Source organism: Paenibacillus paludis, from assembly GCF_042610515.1.
In the GTDB taxonomy this organism is placed as follows: domain Bacteria; phylum Bacillota; class Bacilli; order Paenibacillales; family Paenibacillaceae; genus Paenibacillus_AQ.
The window spans coordinates 395,364-417,324 of the sequence record NZ_JBGJZP010000001.1; the positions used below are offsets into that span (position 1 = coordinate 395,364).

Below are 21,961 nucleotides of genomic sequence, written 5' to 3' on the forward strand. Positions count from 1 at the left end.
ATCATCGGTTATCCACTTTTTCTGGATATAGGTCATGATTAATCAGCCGGTGTTCGGCCATCGCCTCATACTTGGTTCCCGGACGCCCCCAGTTGCAGTAAGGATCAATGGATATTCCGCCGCGCGGGGTGAATTTGCCCCATACTTCGATGTAACGCGGCTCCATGAGCGAGATCAAGTCATTCATAATAATGTTGACACAGTCTTCATGAAAGTCACCGTGATTGCGGAAGCTGAACAGATAGAGCTTCAGGGACTTGGACTCGACCATCTTTTGCTCCGGAACGTACGAAATGTACATCACGCCGAAATCCGGCTGTCCGGTTACGGGGCACAGGCTGGTGAACTCGGGGCAATTAAACTTCACAAAATAATCGCGGCCGGGATGTTTGTTGTCAAACACCTCGAGAATTTCCGGATCATAGCCGAATTTGTACTGCGTCCCTTGATTGCCCAGCAGGGTGACCTCTTGCATTTCCTCTTTCAATCTGCCTTCTGACATGACAAAAAACCCCTCTCTTTTCCCGCGGCTTACTGCCGGAACTGGAAAGAAGAACGAGATTTCGAAAACATGGCCCTACTAAGAAATTACGCAGCATAGCAGGAAATAAGTATAGGCATCTCCCTATACTCCCTTAAGCCCCCTTCAACCGGAGACTTTACCTATGCATCAAGATGTCTTAGTTTTTTATAGAGGGAGTTTGCGAACCTCTCCTGCGATGTACACGCAGACTTCTTCTTAAGCTTATTATTAACGTCTTGAACTATAACATGATTGGCAGAAGATTGACAACCATAAAGAATTTGCCTGCTAACAGACTTATTGCCATCACTACTCTTTGCCGGTTCTCCAGATCCATAGTGCCAGAACGGTCATCCACAGCGGGAGCAGCAGACTCTCGAAAAGTAGCGGGCCGTCGCCGTTTAGAATACGATTTAAATTTTCCACGATTTCAATGCTTGGCAAAGCGGCGAAGAACGGATAAGTCCAGTCCGGCAGTGCCTGATATACGGAAGCAAGCAGGAAAAAGACAACCATGACCGCAGAGCTGACAGCAGAACCATTCTTAGAAGAGTCGAGCTTCAATCCGATGATCATTCCAACCTCCACAAAAAGGATCCCTCCAGCCAGCATATACGGAAAGACCGACAGCAATTCTGAGGCAAACCCCTGATTGAGCAGAAATACTACCGTTTGTGAGAAGACAGAAAACAGCAGAACTGTTAAACCTTTGGCCACGAGAATCTGTCCTCTGCCAAGCGGTGATATAAGCAGCGCATCAAAGGTTTTACTTTCCCGTTCTTCAATGAGACCCGGACCGGTCATCATAATCCCTATCATAACCTGGGCGAACAAAATCCACGTTGACAGCAGCATAAAGTTAATCCCGTTTTTGTCCATGACCGAGATGATGATTTTGGACATAAAAATCGGCAGCATCACGAGAATAATTATAGAAGGATTGCGGAGCAAATCCTTGCATTCATGACGGATCAGCTTCGTCACTTGACTCAACTCAGCTCACTTCCCGTCAGGGCGGCGAATACGTCTGCCAAAGAAGCTTCTTTGCTATGCAGGCTGATAAGCTTCCCGCTCGCCATAAGCTGATAAATGTGGTCTTTCGTCATCTCGTCCGCCAATGGCCAGGATGTGCTCATCACTTTATCCTCTTGCCAGTATTCGGTTTCAATCTCTGCCTTTCCATAAGCCTTTTTCAAGCTCTGCGGGTTATCCAGTGCGACCAATCGTCCAGCATGCATAATGCCTACACGGTCGCTTAACTCCTCCGCCTCATGCATATCATGGGTGGTGATGACAATCGTAGTTCCTTCAGCCTTAATCCTCATTATGTATTTCCTGATAAGCGCCGCCGAGTTGGGATCCAATCCGCTTGTCGGTTCATCCATAAACAGTACTTTGGGCCTGTGCAGCAGGCTTCTGGCGATTAACACACGCTGCTTCCAGCCTTTGGACAAGCTGCCAACCTTGGATTTCTGTCGTTCCTCCAGTTGCAGGCTGCCAATCACTTCATCCACCCGCCCCTTGGCCACACCGTACAAATCGGCAAAAAGTTCAAGGTTATCGCGGATCGAACTGCGTACATATAGATTTGGCAGCTCAAAGACAACCCCGATCTGAGCGTGAACCTTCTTTTTATGTTGTGAAATATTCATGCCATTAATCATTATTTGTCCTTCACTGGGCTGAAGCAGGCCGGTCATCATGCGAATGGTTGTTGTTTTCCCCGCCCCGTTGGGACCTAGAAAGCCAAACACTTCCCCTTCCCCCACTGAAAAAGACAGCCGGTCTACCGCCCGCTTCTCCTGAAACGATTTCGATACCTCCGTAAGCTGAATCAATGGCCTACCCGCCTTTGCCTAAAGTTTGCTTTCCTTCAAGCTTATTCGTAGAAATTGAGAATATCCCAAGGAACTGTTTCAGAAATATGGATTCAATTTCAACGAAAGGGGTAACTTAGAATTTATAATCTCTTAAATAAGGATGGGATCAACTTATGGATCAAACGGTACAGAAGCTTATAGATTGGCTCGATGCTCACGCAACCACAACCATTGTAATCAAAAAGCAGGAGCTTGAAGATCTCGATACAGTCCACTTTCAATTGGAAACCGTAGAGTACCGCACAGCTGAGGATACGGTCGATGATTATCTGGATGATGCGCTTATCTTAAGAGGTTCAGGCAATACCCTGAATGCGGATGGTGAACTTGTGCCGCTTCCACAGCATAGTTATGAAATTGACGTCAGCGGACTACGTTTGGATAATCTTGGTGAAGATAACGCGGAACTCCAGACAGATAGAGCCAAGTATGCTCTCTCCATAAGCTAATCGGAATACTAAGAGCCCACTGCACATGTCTCTATGCAAAGAAAGGCCGCGGTATTTACTCCCGCGGCCAACGATATAAAGTTATTCTTCTCCGATAATTTCCACTTCAGTCTCCAGCTCGACTCCGAATTTATCCTTCACTGCAGCCCGCACATGCTGAATAAGTCCGATATAATCGCTCGCAGTGGCATTATCTGCGTTGACAATAAATCCGGCATGTTTACGCGAGACTTCCGCACCGCCAATCCGGGTCCCTTGAAGCCCGCTTTCCTGAATCAGCTGTCCGGCATAACGGCCCGGCGGCCGCTTAAAGACACTGCCGCATGACGGGTATTCCAACGGTTGCTTGGATTCACGCAGATAGGTCAATTCATCCATGGAAGCTTTAATTAAAGCAGGATTTCCCGGATTTAGCGCGAATCTGGCTTCCAGCACGATATATTCACCGCTAGCAAAAACACTTTGTCTATATCCCCATTGAAACTCATCCCCTTGCAGGGTGACCAGCTGCCCCGCCTTATTGATCGCAAGTGCACTTTGCAGCACATCCTTAACTTCGCCTCCATAAGCGCCAGCATTCATGTAGAGAGCACCGCCAACTGTTCCGGGGATACCGCAGGCAAACTCAAGACCTGCCAGTTCCTGCTCCAGGGCATACCTGGATACATCAATGATCTTAGCACCGCACTGGGCGTACAGAAGATCTCCTTGAATCCCCATACTGTTAAGGCCTGAGGTCTGCAGGACGATCCCGCGGATCCCACCGTCACGGATAATTACATTTGAACCATTTCCCAGTACTGTGAGAGGAATATCATTCTTCCGGGCATATGTAACAATATTTTGAATTTCCTCATAAGTGGCAGGTTCAGCCAGTATATCTGCACGGCCGCCCATTTGGGTGAATACATAATCCTTAAGCACTTCATGGCTTTTTACCGTACCGGCTGGAGCCAGTTGCTGCAGATCCTCTTGAATTTTGCTGATATTCATCCTTCATGCTCCTTTTACGCTATGAAAATAATAAATCTTACCTTCTATACTGTTATGTTGATCCAGCTTTACTTTGAACTATGGCAACCACAACTTTAACAACGAACAGGCTCCCTTGTCAATGACGGGAGCCTGCTGCGGTATGCCTGCTATTTTTAGTATGAAACAATTTTTACAGTTATACCCTAAACCTGCGGCGATGCAGCTTGAATGCGGTATTCGGCTCTACGTGTGGCCCGTTCCTCTTCTTTCAGACGGGGGCAGGTATAGCAGACACTTCCGCCTTCAGTCCGATAATACAGACAGCAGCGGTTACGCATGTGTACCCTCTGCTCTGGATCAGCAAGCGATTCGATCTTGCGCACCTCAACATCAAATGGATTTCTGGGAAGCTGGAACACTTCCGCAGCCAGGCCTTTCCTCAGATAACTGTAGTCGTCCTGCACGTGAATAAGAAATTCCTTATTGCTGTCGCCTGCTGCAAGCATTTCAATGTAGTAGTTGAACTTAGACGGGAGCTGTCCCCAGATCTCCCCCAGTCTCAATCCGCTGGCGGCAGACATTGTACGCAGCAGCGGGCTTGCTGTGTTCCTGTAGAACTCAGTGAACACTTTATTACGCCAAGTAACCCGACCCTGTTCGTCAGCAGGCGCTGGCTCCATCACCCAGGAATTCAAAGAGAAGGCAACGCGGCAATACCCGCTCGCCGGAATGAGATGAATGCGCAAATTAGATAAGCTGATCACCGGCACATTGGAATATAACGAGACCGAATATTGTACTGCTAGCGCCAAGCTGGAGAACCAGCCGCCGAAGTATGCAGCCACAGCCTTATCGTCCAGTGCCTTCATCAGCGGTCCGTAGCAGTCCACAAATGCTCTTATACCCTCTACATTAATCAGATCCTGCGCTGTAAATGAATACCTCGCCTCCTCTGGGGGAGATGGATAAAGATCAAATTTGCTGCCTATGTCTTTTATCTGTGCCTCATTCATTCCGTTTCCTCCTTAATTCCCCTAGCTAATCCTTCACTTGTCAATTACATTCCGACAGCTTTATAAGCAGCAAGCTCGTAAGGAAGGCATAAAGGTACACCTGTACGCGGATCGGGAACGATATCACATTCGATTCCGAATACCTTGCGAAGAACATCTGGTGTCATAACCTCCATCGGGTTCCCTTCGCTGATGACGGTGCCTGACTTGATCGCTACCATATGCTGCGCGTAGCGGGAGGCATGGTTCAAATCATGCACCACCATAATGATCGTGCGGCCCTCTTCCTGGTTCAGCTTCTGCAGCAGCTGCAGTACTTCCAGCTGGTGAGCCATGTCAAGGAACGTGGTCGGCTCGTCAAGGAACAGGATATCTGTCTGTTGTGCTAGAGCCATGGCAATCCAGGCACGCTGGCGCTGTCCACCGGAGAGGCGGTCGATTGGACGATCATGGAACTCTTCCATCCCGGTAACGGAAATCGCATTGGCGATAATCGCACGGTCTTCAGGAGTCATGGTGCCGAAGCCCTTCTGATGCGGGTAACGCCCGTATCCAACCAGTTCGGATACAGTCAGTCCGTCCGGAGCCGTCGGGTTTTGCGGCAGGATGGCCAGTTGACGAGCCACTTCTTTAGTAGATAGGGTATGAATTGATTTGCCGTCGAGCATGACATTGCCGCTCTTAGGTTTCATAATCCGCGCCATCGTCTTGAGAATCGTGGATTTCCCGGAGCCGTTCGCTCCTACCAGCGCTGTGATCTTCCCTGTTGGGAGAGACAGGTTCAACCCTTTAACAATCGTAGCCTCCGCATAACCAATACTCAGCTGTTCTGTATTCAAACGTTCCGACATGATCTTCACTCCTTAAAAGTTTTATGGAGCATGCGCTCCTTTAAGATTAACGACGCAATAAAACTGACTTTGTAAGCATTCGCTTAGTTTTATGGAGCATTTTGCTCCTTTAGTTAATCAGGCCTTTGATTTGGCCAGTAAATATAGGAAATAGGGAGCGCCGATCAGCGCAACTACAATACCTGTCGGTATTTCAGCCGGCTGCAGAATCCAGCGGCCGATAGTATCCGCAGTAAGCAGCAGCAGCGCGCCGATTAAGGCACAGGCAGGCAGCAGCACCTGATGCTTCGGTCCAACGAGCCTGCGGGCGAGATGGGGCGCAATCAGCCCCACAAAGCCTATGCCGCCGCTTACGGCGACACAGGAGCCGGACAGCGCGACTGCGGCGGCCAGCAGCAGAATGCGTTCCTTCTCCACCGGCATGCCCAGCCCGGCCGAGGTTTGGTCCCCGAGGTTAAGTACATTCAGCACCCGGGCTTTGTAGAACGCAAATGGCAGCAAAATAGCTATCCAAGGTGTCAGCGCAAGCACAAATCTCCAGTCGCCGCCCCAGATTTTACCTGCCATCCAGATCGCCACAAACTGATAATTCTGCGGATCCAGCCTTAACGACAGGATCAATTGGAAAGCATAGATGCCTGCACCTACAGCGATCCCGATAAGTATCATTCTTGTCGGCGAGAGGCCATCCTCACGCCGGAAAGACAGGAAATAAATAAGTGCAGCTGTAAGACTTGCTCCGGCCAGCGCCAGCAGCGGAAGAACAAAGATTGGAGCTGCCGAGGTTGCCGGAACAAATGAGATAAAGATAATCACCGCAAACCCGGCACCGGCATTAATCCCCAGTGTAGAAGGCTCTGCCAGCGCATTGCGCGATAAGCTTTGCAGAATGCAGCCGGAAACCGCAAACCCTGCGCCGACAAGCAGCGAGATCACTATGCGCGGTAGCCGGAAATCAAAAAGAATCAGCTTTTGCTGCTGCGTTCCCTCTCCAAGGACTGTGTGTAGGACATCCAGCGGTGATAATCGCATTAACCCGGTGTTCATACTGACAATAAAGATGACCACGATAAGAACCGCAAGTGAAGTCAATATAGCTGCTTCCCGGGTACGGCGTTGTTTCCCGGTGGGTGAGCGCAGAGCTTTGCTCATGACAGCTCCCCCTTCCGTTTACTCGCCAAGTAAATAAAGAACGGCACGCCGATCACTGCGATTAAAGCGCCTAGCGGTGTTTCATAAGGCGCGTTAATCATTCTGGCCGCAATATCAGCAAATACAATTAGTAAGCTGCCGAGTACTGCAGAGCAGGGAATAATCCAGCGGTAATCGACACCAACCAGATAACGGGTAATATGGGGGATAATCAGCCCCACAAAAGCAATCGGTCCAACCGTCGAAACCGCGGAGCCGGCGAGAATCACTACAATAATAATCCCGGCTGTTTGCACTAGCCTGGTCCGCTGTCCAAGCCCCGCCGCTACATCGCGTCCGAGACTAAGGAGTGTAATGGATCGGGAGATCAGCAGAGATCCTATCAGAGCTGCCGCAATCCAGGGAAACAAAATACGAAGCTGTGTCCAATTCGTCCCGCCGATCCCGCCTGCCATCCAGAAGGCAATATCCTGGGACAGATGAAACAGAATCGCGATTCCCTGGCTTACCGCCAGCAGCATAGCACTTACAGCGGCGCCGGCAAGGGTCAGACGCAGCGGGGTTAAGCCGCTATGGGAGAGCGAGCCAATCCCGAACACAAGAATGGCCGCTGCTGCTGCGCCGATGAAGCAGTACAGCATGATGTAGAGAAAAGAAGCGGATGGCGCAAAAGCAAAAGCTAACGCCAATCCTGCGCCGGCACCGGCATTCAGACCCAGCAAGCCGGAATCTGCCAGCGGATTGCGGGTCATGCCCTGCATAATTGCTCCTGCGACGGCGAAACAAGCACCAACCAGCGCTCCCGCCAAAGCACGGGGAATCCGCAGTTCCCGAATAATCTGATGCTGCTGCAGATCCGGATTAAACCGGAAGACTGCCTCCCATACCGTCACCAGTCTAATATCCGCGGCACCCACCGAAACGGAAAGTGCCAGACCAAAGACGACAGCGGCAAGGCCGAAAATCAAAATAACTACCGCAGCAACCGGCCTTGTCTTCAGCGGTTGATCTCCTGACGGATTTGTATTGTTAGCTATAGAACGTGTGGATGACACCATAAGTCTTCCCCTTAATAGGATGAGTTCAATGTTGTAATGAGAACAACTATCATTCTCATTATCGCAAATATCTGAATTATGTACAAGCTTTCACAGCTCGCACTTTCACTGTGAACGATTAAGTCAATGTCCTAAAAAAAGGTGCAGGTCTTTGTATCTCAAGATACAAGAACCTGCACATCCCTCCACCGCTGAAGAGTTCTCTCTACACACAGTTAAGGCTGATTATTTCACGAGAAAACTCAAGACATCATCAATGGTTTTGGAGTTGGCAATGGCTCCGCTGTACAGCCAGCTGCTTGCCTCGCTAAGTTCATGAACATTTCCAGCCTTAACCGCAGGGATCCCCTTCCAGATTGCTCCGTTAAGAATGTCAGAGGCTTCGGTCTTGTCACTGTTCACCAGGAAGATATGATCTGCGGTCAGTTCAGCCAATTTCTCCAGCGTGATCGGATTCCAGGTCGCTCTGGATGCCGCAGGAATTTCTGTAACCAGGTTGGGTTGCTTCAACCCCAGATCCCCGTACAATACAGCACCACTGCTGCGTGTTTCATCTACTATAAAGAAGTTCTTCGACACCAGCCACAGAATGGCGACCGAATCATCACCAATGGAGCTGCTGATTTTGGCTTTTGCATCTGCTGCTTTTTGATCGTAATCCGCAATGGCTTGTTCAGCTTCAGTGCTCTTGTTCAGGAGCTCACCGATTTTGAGCAGCGATTTGCGCCAGTCTTTGCTAATCTTGTCACCAAGGACATAAGTAGGTGCAATTTTGTTCAACTGGTCATACAGACCGTTCTGCACACTAGACTCAGACTGCACAATGTGGAAATCCGGGGCAAAGCTGGTCACAGCCTCCAGCGGAAGATCATAGCTGATGGTTGGCACATCTTTAAGATCAGCAATCAGATATTCCTGGGTTCCGTTTGTCACGGACCACTGCGCTACCGGGGTAACGCCCAGTGTTACCAGGTAGTCTTCCATATAAGAAGCAAGTACGCGCTGCGGATTAGCCGGTACCGTGACTTCATGTCCCATGGCGTCTGTCACCGTTTTCTCTGTAGCCGGTGCAGTTGTTTTCGTTGGCGCTGCCGTTGCTTCAGCAGTAGCCGTAGCCGTAGGTGCAGCGGTAGCTTCCGCTCCAGAATTTGCAGCATTCTCATTATTGCCATTGCCGCAAGCGGACAAGAACAAAGTCATAGCCATACATCCGATCAATGCCAGCTTCATGCTGCCTGATCTCTTATTGTTCGAAAACATTAAATACCCCTCCTGTATTTACAAGCATTAATGGTCAAAGGTGTCCGAGGCCTTCGCCTTACTTTTTAAATGATATTGATTCTCATTATCTCTGTCAACAAAATTATTCGTTCTATAAAAAAAGGTTGCCTCCGCAAGCTACGGAAACAACCTCTGCTAACCATATTTATCTGCCTATTTGTGCAAATGATAGGGCACTGTTGCTACAACTATATCTTTTTGATTCATTAGATAAGAACGAATGAACAGGCTGGTCTGATTATGCAGGATCGCCTGCCACCAATGTTTGGTAATGAACTGTGGAATTAATACGGTAATATGGTCTGTAGTAGCGGTCTTCCACTCTACGGTATCGATAAATTTCACCAGTGGGCGGATAATGCTGCGGTAACGGGAACGAAGCACGATCAGGCGTACACCCGGGTTCCATTCCTCCCATTTTTGCTCCATCTTGTGAATTTCCTCTTCATCAAAACCAACGTAGACTGCCACCACATTATCTGTTAACGACTTCGCATAACTGATCGAATGCAGTACAGCGCGTGTCACACCCGCAACCGGAACAACAACGGTACTTCCTTTAATCAGCGGTTTATCCGTAGCAGGACATATGCGAAGCTGATCAGCTATATTCATATAATGGCGGTGAATGCGGTGGAATACGAACATGACAACCGGCAGGAAGATGAAGGCCATCCACACGCTGGAAAACTTGGTAATGATAAAGATAAGCGTAATCGTCAGGGTAGTCAGCATACCGATTGTATTGACTACAAATTTATTCTGCCAGCCTTTCGGCTTCGTTTTGAACCAGTGCACCATCATGCCAAGCTGCGACAGCGTAAAAGGGATAAATACTCCGACTGCATACAGCGGAATCAGCCCTTCTGTATTTCCGTGGAAAGCAGCTACAAGCACAGCCGACAATACTCCGAGAAAGATAATACCATTAGAGAAGCCCAGGCGGTCTCCCCGGACCATGAAGGCATGAGGCAAATATTTATCTTTGGCGAACATGAACGCAAGCAGCGGAAACGCCGAGTAAGCTGTATTCGCCGCCAGGAACAAGATGACGGCTGTTATCCCTTGGATGAAAAAGTACAAACCGCCCCGGCCAAACGTAGATTCGGCAATTTGCGACACGACGGTGGATTTCTCATTAGGAGTAATCCCATACCAGTATGCCAGCAGCGTAATGCCGGTGAACATCAATCCGAGGATGCCTCCCATCAGCATCAAGGTTTTGGCGGCGTTTTTTTCCGCTGGAGCTTTGAAGTTCGGAATGGCATTCGATACCGCTTCTACCCCGGTCAGTGCCGAACAACCGGAACTGAAGGCTTTGAGTAATAGGAACAGGCTGACATTGGAAACGGCGGAACCGATTTCCGGGATTTCGGCATGAGCGCCGCCTGTAATATATTTGTACACCCCGGCAATGATGAGTACAAAGATAGAGACCACGAACAGATACACCGGGATGGCAATAAATGAAGCGGACTCCGTCACCCCGCGGAGATTGATAATCGTCAAGATCAGAATGACGGAGACTGCAATAAGGACAGTATGATTATGAAGACTCGGAAAGGCCGATGTGATCGCATCCGTTCCCGCTGAAGCACTAACTGCAACCGTAAGAATGTAATCTACCAATAAAGAGCCGCCAGCCAAGAGGCCGGTAGGAACGCCCAGATTGCTTTTTGCCACGATATACGCTCCGCCGCCTTGCGGATAGGCAAAGATGGTCTGGCGATAGGAAAAAATAAGGATGGCCAGCAGGCCCAATACGGCTAATGCAATCGGCAATGAATACCAGATGGCGGTGAAGCCAGCGGCCACCAGTACAATCAGAATTTGCTCCGTTCCGTAGGCCACAGACGAGAGTGCATCGGAAGACAGAACAGCCAGTGCTTTCACCTTGGATAACTTTTCATGATCGAGTTCGTTCGACTTCATCGGACGCCCGATCAATAGTCGTTTTACCTTGCTTACCATTGTAGTAACAGTTCCTCTCTTTGTTGAGTTGAAACGGTAATACCGCGCGCCGTTTTCATTGGCAGGTTTCATAAATGCAGGCACAAAAATAAGCATACGGAAATGATCCGCATGCTTACGCATGCTCATTATCCCACCCTTGCTTACGAGGTTAGCTGGCGGATTCGGGCTGTGGTAGCCCTACGGTTCCGGTCATACTGACCTGCCTCCGATTCACCCCATTGACGTTGCCGTCAAGTTTGGTTCCCCCGTTTTTCCTTGCGGAAAATTCAGCGCATATTCAACTTCTCACAAGGACTAATAATAGTCTACAATAGCTTTTCAGTAAAGCGGTGAAAAAAATGAAAAAAGAATGAAAAAACATCCAAAAAGCTCAAATCCAAGATCGGGGATAAGTGGATCTTTCATTCTCTTTCATTATCCCAGCGTTCCGTGATTTTTGAGTGTTTTGGATGTTAATTGTGACAGAAATTAAGGAAATATTTTTGCTCTAAATTCTGCTTAGCCTTTTCTTATTCTGCTGGCTCTTCTTGGCGCCCGGTCCAGAGCAAAATTGCGATTAGAGCAAAAGCAATCAACGCAAGCAGAGGTACCGTAATGAACCCTAAAAAGTTCAAATAATCCTCATTGCAGGGTACACCAATTTTGCATGGCAAAATTTTACTGAGTGCAGGAATTTTCTGCTCTGCGTAATGGTACAGGGAGATGCTCCCGCCTATCAGACATAAAGGCAGCACATAAGGAATGATGCGTTTATCTCCCCGGTACGTGGCAATTCCGAGCAGAATCAGCTGAGGATACATAAAGATACGCTGGAACCAGCATAGCCTGCAGGGTTCATAATGCAGCACTTCACTAAGATACAAGCTTCCTGCTACTGCAATTACGGAAACAAACCAGGCCAGATACAGGCAGTGGCGTCTGCAGAAGGTAGAGAATTTCATCATTTGGCATCCGCCGAATCAAGGGCGATTTGCACCTGCGAGTCGATGGCTTTGATATCAAAAGCCTTGTCTACCTTGACTCCATTAACAAATACAGTAGGAGTAGAGGTCACTTTGCTGTCTTCGGCCAGCTTCATATCTCTCTGCAGTTCACTTTCATAGGTGCGTTCCTCAATGTCTTTACGCAAGAGGTCAAAATCTATCGGCAGGTTCTCTTTCTGCGCCAGGCTTACCAGGTAATCAGCGGTCGCCCACTCTTCGCTCTCCTCGCCCTGATTAGCATAGATTGCGTCATAATAGGTCCAGAAAGCTTCACTGTTCTGATGATAGACAGACAAAGCTGCTAATGAAGCTGTTTCGGAATCCGGTCCGATAAAGGCCATATTTACGAAGTAAAAGGCCGCTTTGCCCGGAGTTACGTATTTTTCAACAAGCTGAGGTTTGATGGTACCGGTAAAGTCTGAACACGCCGGACATTTATAATCCCCGAATTCGACAATTTTGACTGGAGCATCCTCTTTTCCAAGTCTGTGCATCTCGCTGTAATTAAAGTCAGAGTTCCCTTTTGGAATCAGCATGATTAGAGCGACAAAGATAATGATAACTGCTGCTACTGTGCTGAAGATCAGAATTCTCGTTTTTTGCTTCTGCTTTTCCTGTTCTGCCCTGCGCTTCTCCTGCTTGCTCTGTTGGGGAGCCGCGGCACTGTTTCGTTTGTTTTTGCTCAAAGAGAGTTCCTTTCCGTCCACTCAGGACCCGGGTAATGAAAGTCATATAATTTAAAATTATATAATTAAAGTTCTCTCTTTGGCAAACTTCCATAACAAACTTCAGCTCACACCGCCTTTGTTTTCAACTTACTGTTCGGAGTCTCTCCTTCCTTGCTGAAAAGCTGTTCCTTAGCCTGGTCCATCGGATGCAGGGGGATTCTAAAGATGAATTCCGTCTTTCCATCCTGCGGGGAATCGACCCATATCGTACCGTTCATCAAATCAATCAGCTTCTTGCAGATAGCTAGCCCAAGCCCCGTTCCGGGGTATTTCCGGCTGTGAGAGGCATCCGCCTGTGAGAAGGGCTGAAACAGCAGCGGGAGCTTGTCGGGTGGAATGCCGATGCCTGTATCCTTCACTCTAAACTGCAATTGTTCTGAGTTCCCCCCCGTACGGCACAGTTCCACTACTACGTTAATCTCACCTGTATGGGTGAATTTAACGGAATTTCCAATCAAATTCACAAGAATTTGCCGAATTCGAGCGCTGTCTCCAACTAAATAGTCAGGGATGGCCGGTGCAACCTGGAGTGTGAGATTTAATGCTTTCTCCTTACATACGACCTCGTACAGATTCATACATTCCCTGAGCAGCACTGACAGCTGAAAAGGCTCCCTATGCAGCTGCAGGCCGTCAGCCTCCAAGCGGGAAATATCCAGAATATCACTAATCACATTGAGCAAGGCATGACTGCTTCTATTTTGCAGCTTCAACAGATCCTGGTGCTCCTGATGATGAATCTCGTCAGCGAGCAGCTGATTTATTCCGATGATCCCGTTTAACGGCGTTCTGATTTCATGGCTCATAGTAGCCAGAAATTCGCTTTTCATCCGGGCAGCACTTTCAGCCGCTTCTTTGGCAATAATCAGCTCCTGCTGAAACAGGGCAAGCGCAGTCACATCTTCGGCAACGATATAGACAAACCGCTCCTTCTCATTTACCAGCGGAAAAACCGTTGCACTGCAAATTAGCCTGACTCCATTTTTCATTCTCACCATGAGCTCCAGCTTCGCCGAATGCCCTAACGATGCCCGCTTCACTGCCTCCTTAAGTGCAATTTCATCTTCAAGGCTGTACATTATATTTTTGTAGTCTCTCAGTTCTTCTTTACCGTAACCAGTCGTCTGCCGTAATGCCGGATTTGCGCTTACAATCTTCTTGCGTACCGGGTCGATGCAGAGCACTATATCCGGACTGAACTCAAACAACGCTACATAACGTTGCTCGTTAAATTTTGCCGAGATGATTACACGCTTCCGGTCCCTGTACAAAAGTGCCAATACAACCGCTACAATGGCTATAAATGAACCACCAAGAATCATCCCGAGCAGTGAATCCTCCAGAAACAGAGCATCCCCGGCATAGGTAACGCGATCTGAGGAAATGAAAGAAACACCCGCCATCGCTGCATAATGTGTACCGGTCAATGCTCCAGTCAGGGTAAGCACAAGCATTATTTTTTTGGCTGAAAAGATGTTATAGGCATTCTCCAGCCACTTTGGATCATAAGAGGCTGTAATGACAGGAACAACAAGCGAGAACAAGACAGACATTATGATGGAGAACAGACTTTGCTCATAGATTGCAGAATACTGCATAGCCATAATTCCGCTGTAGTGCATGATGAGAATCCCCCCGCTAAAGAGCAGCCCGCCTAAGCCAAGATAGACTCTGCTGCGTGTACGCGGGTTATTAAACAGTTGAAACAGCACAAAGGAAGCCGCGATTGGAATGAGCAGCGAGACAATCATCAGGGGCAAATAATAGGACACCGCAGTTTCCAGCCTCATGGCACGCATACCTATAAAATGCATACTCCACATCCCGATTCCCAGAACAGAAGACATCAATATTATAAAAGGCAACCTTCTTCCGCCCCGTACCAGCCGTTCCGCCAGATCTAGGGCCGCAAAGCAGGATAGAAATGCTATCGCAATGGAAAAGAGAACCAGCATATCATTATAATGATTCTGATGATTTAGCATTTGGACCTCTCCTTTCTCGGTTAGATAAGTACAAAGATGCTAATTACACTTTCTTACCCGACAAGAAACGACTCGAATCGGTCTCCCAATGCTAAATTGTGGTATTGAATTACACACCAAAAAGGCACTGCGCTAATTCTGCGCTAGTGCCTTTTTGGTGTAATGCTTAATAAGTTTATGCTCCAGCTTCCTCCGTCAAAAACTGCAGCTTCAATAACTTAATTCGGGAAATCCGCTTGTTCTCGGTTTCCTCTACCACGAACAGATGGCCGTCGAATTCAACGGTTTGCCCTTTTTGCGGCGGATTGACTTCTAACTTGGAGTATAGCCAGCCGCCTATAGTATCATAGTCTTCCGTCTCCATATGAAGCCCCAGTGAGTCGTTGATCTCTTCGATCAGCATGAGGCCGTCAATGGAAAACTCATCCTCCCCCAGTTGCTCAACACCGGGACGCTCCTCATCGAACTCATCCTGAATTTCTCCGACAATCTCCTCCATAATATCCTCAAGCGTAACCATGCCTGACGTACCGCCGTATTCGTCAATCAGAATGGCGATTTGAGTCTTCGCCCGCTGCATCACCTTCAGGAGCGCACTGATCTGAATGGACTCTGGAACGGTAAGAATCGGACGAATCAATTCATTGTACTTCGGCGCCTGATCCCGGATGAGATCCTTAATGTGGATAAAGCCAAGAATATGGTCCTTATCGCCATCACAAACCGGATAACGTGTTCTCATTCCGTCAAAGGCAATCTCAAGGTTCTCTTCTGCTGTCAGGTGACTGTTTAGACAGATCATTTCGGTTCGGGGGATCATAATCTCTCTGGCCATCGTATCGGCAAATTCAAAGATATTGTCCACCAGAGTCATTTCTGTATTGTCGATCAGCCCGCTCTTGTTGCTCTCCTGCATGAGGATGCGGATTTCTTCCTCTGTATGCGCCGTGGCCAGCTCTGAGGCCGGTGCCAGACGGAAGAAACGCAGCAGTCCGCCTGCTAATCCATTGACGATCCAGATAAATGGATACATGATCCGGTAGAAGACGTTCATCGCACCTGCCGTTAGCAGAAGCACCTTCTCCGCTTTGTTCACGGCAATTGTCTTTGGTGCCAGCTCGCCTAGTACAATATGCAGCACCGTGATGAACATAAAGGCAATAATGAGGGAGATCACATATACGGTTGTTTCACCGAAGCCTAGGCTTGTTACAAGCGGCCCCACAATCGTAGCTATGGCCGGTTCACCCAGCCAGCCGAGTGCGAGCGAGGCAAGCGTGATGCCAAGCTGGCAGGCGGACAGATAAGCATCTAGATTGTGGACAATATTTCTTGCTGCGGGTGCTCTTTTACTGCCCTCCTCAATCAGTGCTTCAATGCGGCCGCTTCGTACCTTGACCATCGCATATTCAACCGAAACAAAAAAGCCATTAAACAGCACAAGCAAAAGAATAAGACCTACATGTAATATACCGGGTAAAGGGTCGCTCAATTTATACTCCTATCCACCGTTCTTCGTATCGGGTGGATAGGCCCACCTCCTTCGATTTTTCAAAATGTTAGCTTGTGAAACGCCAAACGTTCCTTTCAGTATCAATTTCCCAATGCCTTCAACTCCTGACTAGAATCACGGATTATAAATATATACATTATTATATTATTACTCACTCCATAAAAACAGGTGTAAACCGGAGTAAAAATATGATCTAGTTTTCCTTCTTATGGACATACTCCGTATAAAAGGTATAAAACAAGGTTAACGAATGCAAAAAAAGTTGTAGATGCGCTTTTATATATGTTAAATCTTCCGCACCCTCTCCGTCAAACTTGACGCGTTCAGCTTTGCCCTTCTAGCCATGTTTGGCTTAAATGCTACCTGGTAAGACAATGCCCCGCCAGATTCCGGCAGGGCACTGCTTATAGTACAAAAAAACAGCAGCCCCCATTTCCAGGCGGACTGCCGTTTACAAAATGTCTTCTATGGATAGTTGTTCAGGGGGATTAACGGAAGTTGCGGGCGACCGGTGGATTTCCGATGACTCCCGGGTACTGGTAAGTAAGCGGCTCATCGAAGGTGGCATAATCGAAATAAATCATCAGCAGCACAGTTCTCTGTCCGGTAGCTGGATCACTGATAATGATATGATCCCGCCCGGCTGCTTCCAGCACGCCTTTGTAAACCTTGGCATTCCAATCCTTATTGTTCTCATATGTGAAATAAAAGGTCCCGATCTTGCCCAGGTTGAGGCGGAAAATGTTCTCAATGTAGGATTGTTCAAAGGCCGGGGCTGTGGTCGGCATCACGCTTCCTGTAGGCGTCATGGGGCTCCCGCTGGTGACTTGAGGCGGCATGCTGCCCATGAAGCCGCTGGCGGGCATTCCGCCTCCGTTCATGCCAGTGGAAGAAGAAGTACTGCCAATCATATAAGTAACGGGACGGTAAGGTTGACCTATCATTTGTGTAAAACCTCCTAAAAGTTTTGTCAGCATTTGCTTCCTTGATTACACTTCGTGTAGAACATGGTGCGACATCACAATTTTCGCTTGCCATTGTCAGCGCGGGGAGACAGACCACGGAAACACTCTGTCTCTCCCCGCAGGCCGGCTGTACTAATATACAGCCGGGCAATCCGCGCTGGTTGGAGTAAAGAAGCAATGAGCTTTGTAGCGGCCGGTGTTCTGCTGGTTATACCAGGTGGCAGGACAATCGCCTACAGGACGGAAGAACCATAAGGCATTAGAGGCCGGCCAGCGTCGTTCTCCGGCGATGACTCTTTGGGCCAGGCGAATGTCGGCTTCCCGGGCACGCTGATAGAAGTACCCCTTCTGGGGTGCTTCAAAGCCACCTGGACTTTGAAACACCATATCGTTCATATTGCGGATATTGTTGAAGTCCAGGCAATTGCCGAGAATCCGGTTAACCCCGACATTCCCGACCATAAGCATGCCGGCTTCTCCGTCCTCTTCGGCCTCCGCCCGCATCAGCCGCGCAAGCACCTTCACATCTTCCGAGTTCGCTTTGATGACGGCCACACATTCTCCTCCTTTTGCTTCGTAGCAGTTCTGAAGGCATCCGCTTCTTGCCGGACTTCTTGCAAAACCTGCTTCGCAAGCTTCCACATCTCTTGACTGCTCGCTGTATTGTATGTGCATTCGCCTAAGAGGTGACAGTTCACGCCTATTTTCTTCCTGTTATTTGGATTGCATAGTTATGGCTCATAAATCATTTTGCGCGTCATGCCACCGTCAATGATAAGCTGTGCTCCTGTAACGAAATTATTATCCGGTGCCGTTAAATAGAGACAGGCTCTGGCGATGTCCTCCGGTCTGCCTACCCGTCCCGAAGGATGCTGGCTATGGTCAATCTCACGCAGCTCCGCATAATCTCCCGTCTCGATCCAGCCCGGACTGATGCAGTTTACCGTGATGCCATCTTCCCCCAGCGTAACCGCCATGGCATGGGTCAGGGCAGCGATGGCTCCTTTGGACGCCGCATAGGCTTCCGTATTCGGTTCTGACATCAATGAACGGGTTGATGACAGATTTACGACGGCTCCGCCTTGCGGATTATTGCGCATAACTTTGGCTGCTTCCCGGGTTGCCAGAAATACACTGCGTGCATTCGTATTGAGTACTTTGTCCCACTCCTCCACAGACAGCTCGTACAGCGAAGAGGTATGCGGATTCGCAATGCCTGCATTATTGATCAGAATATCAACGGTTCCGTACTTAGCTGCTGCGTGGGCAACCAGTGCAATAATGTCCTCCTCCTTGCTTACGTCGCAAGCGACAAATTCAGCAGTTCCGCCTTGACTGCAGATTTCGGCTGCCGCCATGCCTCCTGTGCTTTTATCGAGTTCTGCGATAATTACGCTGGCTCCCTCGGAGGCATAAGCTTCGGCGATCGCTCTGCCGATACCATGGCCGGCTCCAGTGACAATTACAGTTTTATGCAAATAATTCATCATTTCATAGCTCCTTGTTAGTTATTATTAGGTATAGATCCAGACAATATAAATATCCCCTTGCTTCGCAGACCGGAAACAAGGGGATTGTACAGTAACCTCAGGTCTATTGTAAACCGAGCCAAATTCGTATCACAGACAGTTAAACTAATCAGCTGTGGAGTAATGCAGACTGCGCTGAAACCCGTGATACCTTGTACCTTGGTAAGTCAACACACCTCTGTCTCCTTCTGCGCTCATGCCGAACTCATTTCCGTCCACTTTAAACTCCATCCTGACGCCTTGGTCCGTCTCATAAGTCAAATAGTAGGTTGTACTGGTGCGGCTGCTCTGATTCTCATCCTGAAGCTGCTGCTGGCGGACTTCACTGCGCTTGCTGACGATCCGGGCAGGAACGGTCAACAGGGGTGAGCTGTTGTTCCGGCTCCATTGAAGCAGCCCCCTGCCAGCAGATACAGCGACAATGCCAATCATCAGGGCGAGAAAAATCGGTATTACCGTCCCGGTAAGATCAAACATCCAAGAAGAATCCGGGCCTATCCCCATGACTTATTCCTCCTTAATCCCCATTTTTCAGCTTTCCGCATAACTGCAGTCGCTTCTGTACATGTATATGCCTGTTCCGGTTCATACAGCATCACAAAAAGATGAAAACCATATTCGCCGTCAGCAGACGACAGGCTGCCTACCAAAAAGACCACCCGGCTCTCAGATTTGAGAACACAAGTGGTCTTTAAAAACGTTCATTCTGCCTATCAATATTAAGCATGTACAAGATCTAAGAGTTGCTTGGTTTCGTTCTCTTCTTCCGGAAGCATTCCGTTGTCCGCCCAGCAGGCTCTGCATTGTTCTTCAGTTTCACAGAGGTGTGCATCATCACAGTTATAGCATAATTGCAGAAGGTTTCTAGTCATATAATCCGTTTCAAAAGTTGTCATTGTAATCTCTCCTATTCGGAATGAAAGTTTGTGAAAAAATGAACTTGCTTTCTATGTGTTAAATATATCACACGCTCAGCGCTTTGTCATGTGATTTTTTTCACATTTTTAAAGAAAATTTTAAATACGTTTTTTTGCTTCATTCAACGCCCAGAACATCAATACATTCGGTTGGTATAGCTGTCTTGCAGTGAAGCTTTTACTTTTTCTGCGTTCATACCAGGAAGTTTGGCATGGTCGGATATCACTTGAGCAACATTCGGCAATTCGGCCTTCACAATCCAAGAGTCAGGATTCCACAAGCTGGAGCGCTTTAACGATTTTGCACAATGCATATAACATTCTTCCACTTCAATGACTATACCTACTAGCGGAGTCCGCCCATGAGATTCCATTCGGACAAGCAGATCTTCATCACGGACAATATAAGCATGACCATTCACTCTGAGCGTTTCTTCCAGACCCGGAATGAGGAAGATAAGACCCGCGTTTGGATTGGACAGAATATTCCTTAACGAATCCATTCGGCGGTTACCCGGCCGTTCAGGTATGACTAGATGTTTGTCGTCCAGAACAAGCACAAAACCCGGCGCATCCCCTCTGGGTGAGACATCACATAATCCCTCCGCATCGGAAGTGGCCATGATCAACAATGGTGACTTAGCGATAAACTGGCGGCAATGCTCATCCAGGGCATCAATCGCTTTGTTCTTCACCAGTTCGCTTGGATAACCGAGCATAGCACGCAATTCCTCTTCTGACTTGATTGTATTAAAATCATGCATCTTCTTCACTCCATATGTATGAATTTCATAGATTCACCTGCTACTTATTGTAACACAGGGAAGAATTGATAAAAAAAAAAAGAGACTGCAATCTGCAGCCTCCCTGAAAAACCAACTCACATTACCCGCCAGCTTACGCCCCCATTGGTTGTCTGCAGCAGGATAGATCGTCGATTTTCTTTTTTCTCAATTAAGAGCCAGCCGACATCCTTTGAAATAAACTGCAGCTTTACTATTTCCGGATATTCCAAGAGCTTGGATTGCAGAACGCTGCTGGCTGGAAGTGTTGTCCAGGTTGCTCCCGCATTAATCGTCTTGTACATCAGATTTCCTTTCAAGGCCCAGCCGAGTTGAGAATTTAAAAAGGCAGGAGCCAGGTGGCGGTTGATCCCTGTCTGGATGCCCAGACCGAACGAAGTGAATGTCCAGCTTTCTCCGCTATTGGCGGTAAAATATCCATTATATGTGATGGAAGCTTCCTTATCTTTCTGGCAGGCCACCGGCAACCACCCGGATGTGCTGTTATTGCCGAAGAATTCCGGTTCTCCGGTGATCACTTTGTCGCAGCCTCTCCACTGTTCATTCACTAGAAAATCCGGTCCCTGACTCCAGGTTGCTCCACCGTCTTTAGTCATGTATATCTTGGGCAGTGCTCCGGTCTGGAGTGTCACGAATCCACGGTCTGTATCCTTAAAGATCATCCCGGTCGTCACGCCCGCCATCGGAATTGCATGATTTGGCAGCTTCGGATTATATTGCTCGTTCTGCATAACCATATTCCATGTGGCCCCCCCGTCTGCCGTTGCATACAGCGCTTTGCTAGCTTTAGTGGCATTGATATCCCAGGAGGTCATCAGCCATCCATGGCTCGGAGAGCTGAAGTAGATGGAAGAGATCGTATTCGCATCCGGGAAAGAAGAGATTTTCCAGCTTAGTCCGCCATCGGTTGTACGCAGCACAACGGTTTCCGTTGTTCCAAAAGCACTTCTTATAATCCAGCCGTTCTCCAGATCCGTAAAGAAAATCTCTTGGCTGTACACCGGATTAGACAGAAACTGCACATTCGCGGAAGGTGAAATATTCGCCCAGGTTTCCCCGTTATCTTTGGTCATATAGATCCGAAGCTCATTTTTGGTAACACCCCAGGCCAGTCCTGCAGAATCGGTTAACAATCTGAAATCCGTAAGCCGGGTCTGAATTTGATATTTGGGTGTATCTTTATTGACTAAGTTTTGAGCATCGGGTGTAATCAGGGTAATCGTCTGTCCTTCTTCCGGCGCTTCCGTCGGCTGAGGAGGCTGAGTGGGCTCAGGAGCAGGAGAAGAAGAGCAAGCCGAGAGTATGAGTAGGCTCAGGAGAACCACCAGTAACGTTCTCAGAACCTTGAAATCTGCTGTTTGGGATGACAAAGCTCTCTCTCC

The 21,961-nt window shown here is 48.3% G+C and carries 22 protein-coding genes and 2 riboswitches; of the genes, 1 reads left to right on the forward strand and 21 read right to left on the reverse strand.

Going from position 1 to position 21,961, the window contains the following annotated elements; translation table 11 throughout:
* Position 1: 1 nt before the first annotated feature.
* From queF to ACAN56_RS01665, 3 genes are all read right to left on the reverse strand, one after another.
* On the reverse strand, positions 2 to 502 hold the full coding sequence (gene queF, locus ACAN56_RS01655; RefSeq protein WP_038592676.1) for a preQ(1) synthase: 501 nt from the start codon (positions 500 to 502) through the stop codon (positions 2 to 4).
* A 172-nt stretch (positions 503 to 674) separates the two neighbouring features.
* Positions 675 to 718: riboswitch (PreQ1 riboswitch) on the reverse strand.
* A 114-nt stretch (positions 719 to 832) separates the two neighbouring features.
* A complete protein-coding gene (locus ACAN56_RS01660) occupies positions 833 to 1,507 on the reverse strand; it encodes an ABC transporter permease (protein ID WP_379140410.1) in 675 nt (224 codons plus the stop codon).
* Between the two features lie 5 nt (positions 1,508 to 1,512).
* Entirely contained in the window at positions 1,513 to 2,361 is an 849-nt protein-coding gene (locus ACAN56_RS01665; protein WP_379140010.1) for an ABC transporter ATP-binding protein, read from the reverse strand.
* Positions 2,362 to 2,516: 155 nt separating this feature from the next.
* On the opposite strand from ACAN56_RS01665, the gene ymzB reads away from it, so the two are divergent.
* A complete protein-coding gene (ymzB, locus tag ACAN56_RS01670) occupies positions 2,517 to 2,852 on the forward strand; it encodes a protein YmzB (RefSeq protein WP_379140012.1) in 336 nt (111 codons plus the stop codon).
* An 81-nt stretch (positions 2,853 to 2,933) separates the two neighbouring features.
* On the opposite strand, the gene murB is transcribed toward ymzB, so the two are convergent.
* The 18 genes from murB to ACAN56_RS01760 all read right to left on the reverse strand — a co-directional run bounded on the left by murB (position 2,934) and on the right by ACAN56_RS01760 (position 21,949).
* Positions 2,934 to 3,845, reverse strand: coding sequence for a UDP-N-acetylmuramate dehydrogenase (murB, locus tag ACAN56_RS01675; protein ID WP_340898026.1), 912 nt, complete (start codon positions 3,843 to 3,845; stop codon positions 2,934 to 2,936).
* Between the two features lie 185 nt (positions 3,846 to 4,030).
* Positions 4,031 to 4,840: a (2Fe-2S)-binding protein gene (locus tag ACAN56_RS01680; RefSeq protein ID WP_379140015.1), complete on the reverse strand. Its 810-nt coding sequence runs from the start codon at positions 4,838 to 4,840 to the stop codon at positions 4,031 to 4,033.
* A gap of 44 nt (positions 4,841 to 4,884) precedes the next feature.
* Positions 4,885 to 5,691, reverse strand: coding sequence for an ABC transporter ATP-binding protein (locus tag ACAN56_RS01685; protein WP_038592689.1), 807 nt, complete (start codon positions 5,689 to 5,691; stop codon positions 4,885 to 4,887).
* A gap of 117 nt (positions 5,692 to 5,808) precedes the next feature.
* Positions 5,809 to 6,843 (reverse strand): FecCD family ABC transporter permease, encoded by a 1,035-nt coding sequence (locus tag ACAN56_RS01690; protein WP_038592692.1) that lies wholly within the window; start codon positions 6,841 to 6,843, stop codon positions 5,809 to 5,811.
* Positions 6,840 to 7,901 (reverse strand): FecCD family ABC transporter permease, encoded by a 1,062-nt coding sequence (locus ACAN56_RS01695; protein WP_052092121.1) that lies wholly within the window; start codon positions 7,899 to 7,901, stop codon positions 6,840 to 6,842. The genes ACAN56_RS01690 and ACAN56_RS01695 overlap by 4 nt, the downstream gene beginning before the upstream one ends.
* A gap of 225 nt (positions 7,902 to 8,126) precedes the next feature.
* The gene (locus ACAN56_RS01700; RefSeq protein ID WP_379140019.1) at positions 8,127 to 9,161 is read right to left on the reverse strand and encodes an iron-hydroxamate ABC transporter substrate-binding protein; all 1,035 of its coding nucleotides are present in this window, start codon (positions 9,159 to 9,161) and stop codon (positions 8,127 to 8,129) included.
* Positions 9,162 to 9,335: 174 nt separating this feature from the next.
* The gene (locus ACAN56_RS01705; protein WP_038599932.1) at positions 9,336 to 11,153 is read right to left on the reverse strand and encodes an APC family permease; all 1,818 of its coding nucleotides are present in this window, start codon (positions 11,151 to 11,153) and stop codon (positions 9,336 to 9,338) included.
* A gap of 125 nt (positions 11,154 to 11,278) precedes the next feature.
* Positions 11,279 to 11,438, reverse strand: a riboswitch (cyclic di-AMP (ydaO/yuaA leader).
* 227 nt (positions 11,439 to 11,665) lie between these two features.
* Positions 11,666 to 12,097 carry a disulfide oxidoreductase gene (locus ACAN56_RS01710; RefSeq protein WP_340899807.1) on the reverse strand — a complete coding sequence of 144 codons (432 nt, stop codon included), beginning with the start codon at positions 12,095 to 12,097 and terminating at the stop codon, positions 11,666 to 11,668.
* Complete coding sequence (locus tag ACAN56_RS01715; RefSeq protein WP_052092123.1) at positions 12,097 to 12,825, reverse strand: DsbA family protein; 729 nt, start codon at positions 12,823 to 12,825, stop codon at positions 12,097 to 12,099. The genes ACAN56_RS01710 and ACAN56_RS01715 overlap by 1 nt, the downstream gene beginning before the upstream one ends.
* 107 nt (positions 12,826 to 12,932) lie before the next feature.
* Positions 12,933 to 14,852 (reverse strand): ATP-binding protein, encoded by a 1,920-nt coding sequence (locus ACAN56_RS01720; RefSeq protein WP_379140021.1) that lies wholly within the window; start codon positions 14,850 to 14,852, stop codon positions 12,933 to 12,935.
* Between the two features lie 175 nt (positions 14,853 to 15,027).
* The gene (locus tag ACAN56_RS01725) at positions 15,028 to 16,344 is read right to left on the reverse strand and encodes a hemolysin family protein (RefSeq protein WP_038592697.1); all 1,317 of its coding nucleotides are present in this window, start codon (positions 16,342 to 16,344) and stop codon (positions 15,028 to 15,030) included.
* Between the two features lie 509 nt (positions 16,345 to 16,853).
* Positions 16,854 to 17,246, reverse strand: coding sequence for a spore coat protein GerQ (gerQ, locus tag ACAN56_RS01730; RefSeq protein WP_379140413.1), 393 nt, complete (start codon positions 17,244 to 17,246; stop codon positions 16,854 to 16,856).
* Between the two features lie 216 nt (positions 17,247 to 17,462).
* Positions 17,463 to 17,885 (reverse strand): cell wall hydrolase, encoded by a 423-nt coding sequence (locus tag ACAN56_RS01735; protein WP_379140023.1) that lies wholly within the window; start codon positions 17,883 to 17,885, stop codon positions 17,463 to 17,465.
* 176 nt (positions 17,886 to 18,061) lie between these two features.
* Entirely contained in the window at positions 18,062 to 18,817 is a 756-nt protein-coding gene (locus tag ACAN56_RS01740; RefSeq protein WP_379140415.1) for an SDR family NAD(P)-dependent oxidoreductase, read from the reverse strand.
* Between the two features lie 147 nt (positions 18,818 to 18,964).
* The gene (locus tag ACAN56_RS01745; RefSeq protein WP_038599942.1) at positions 18,965 to 19,357 is read right to left on the reverse strand and encodes a DUF2500 domain-containing protein; all 393 of its coding nucleotides are present in this window, start codon (positions 19,355 to 19,357) and stop codon (positions 18,965 to 18,967) included.
* Between the two features lie 221 nt (positions 19,358 to 19,578).
* Positions 19,579 to 19,755, reverse strand: a complete 177-nt coding sequence (locus tag ACAN56_RS01750) for a hypothetical protein (protein ID WP_179091757.1) — start codon at positions 19,753 to 19,755, stop codon at positions 19,579 to 19,581.
* Positions 19,756 to 19,913: 158 nt separating this feature from the next.
* Complete coding sequence (locus tag ACAN56_RS01755; RefSeq protein ID WP_379140026.1) at positions 19,914 to 20,540, reverse strand: pyridoxamine 5'-phosphate oxidase family protein; 627 nt, start codon at positions 20,538 to 20,540, stop codon at positions 19,914 to 19,916.
* Between the two features lie 116 nt (positions 20,541 to 20,656).
* The gene (locus ACAN56_RS01760; protein ID WP_379140028.1) at positions 20,657 to 21,949 is read right to left on the reverse strand and encodes a WD40/YVTN/BNR-like repeat-containing protein; all 1,293 of its coding nucleotides are present in this window, start codon (positions 21,947 to 21,949) and stop codon (positions 20,657 to 20,659) included.
* Between the last annotated feature and the right edge of the window lie 12 nt (positions 21,950 to 21,961).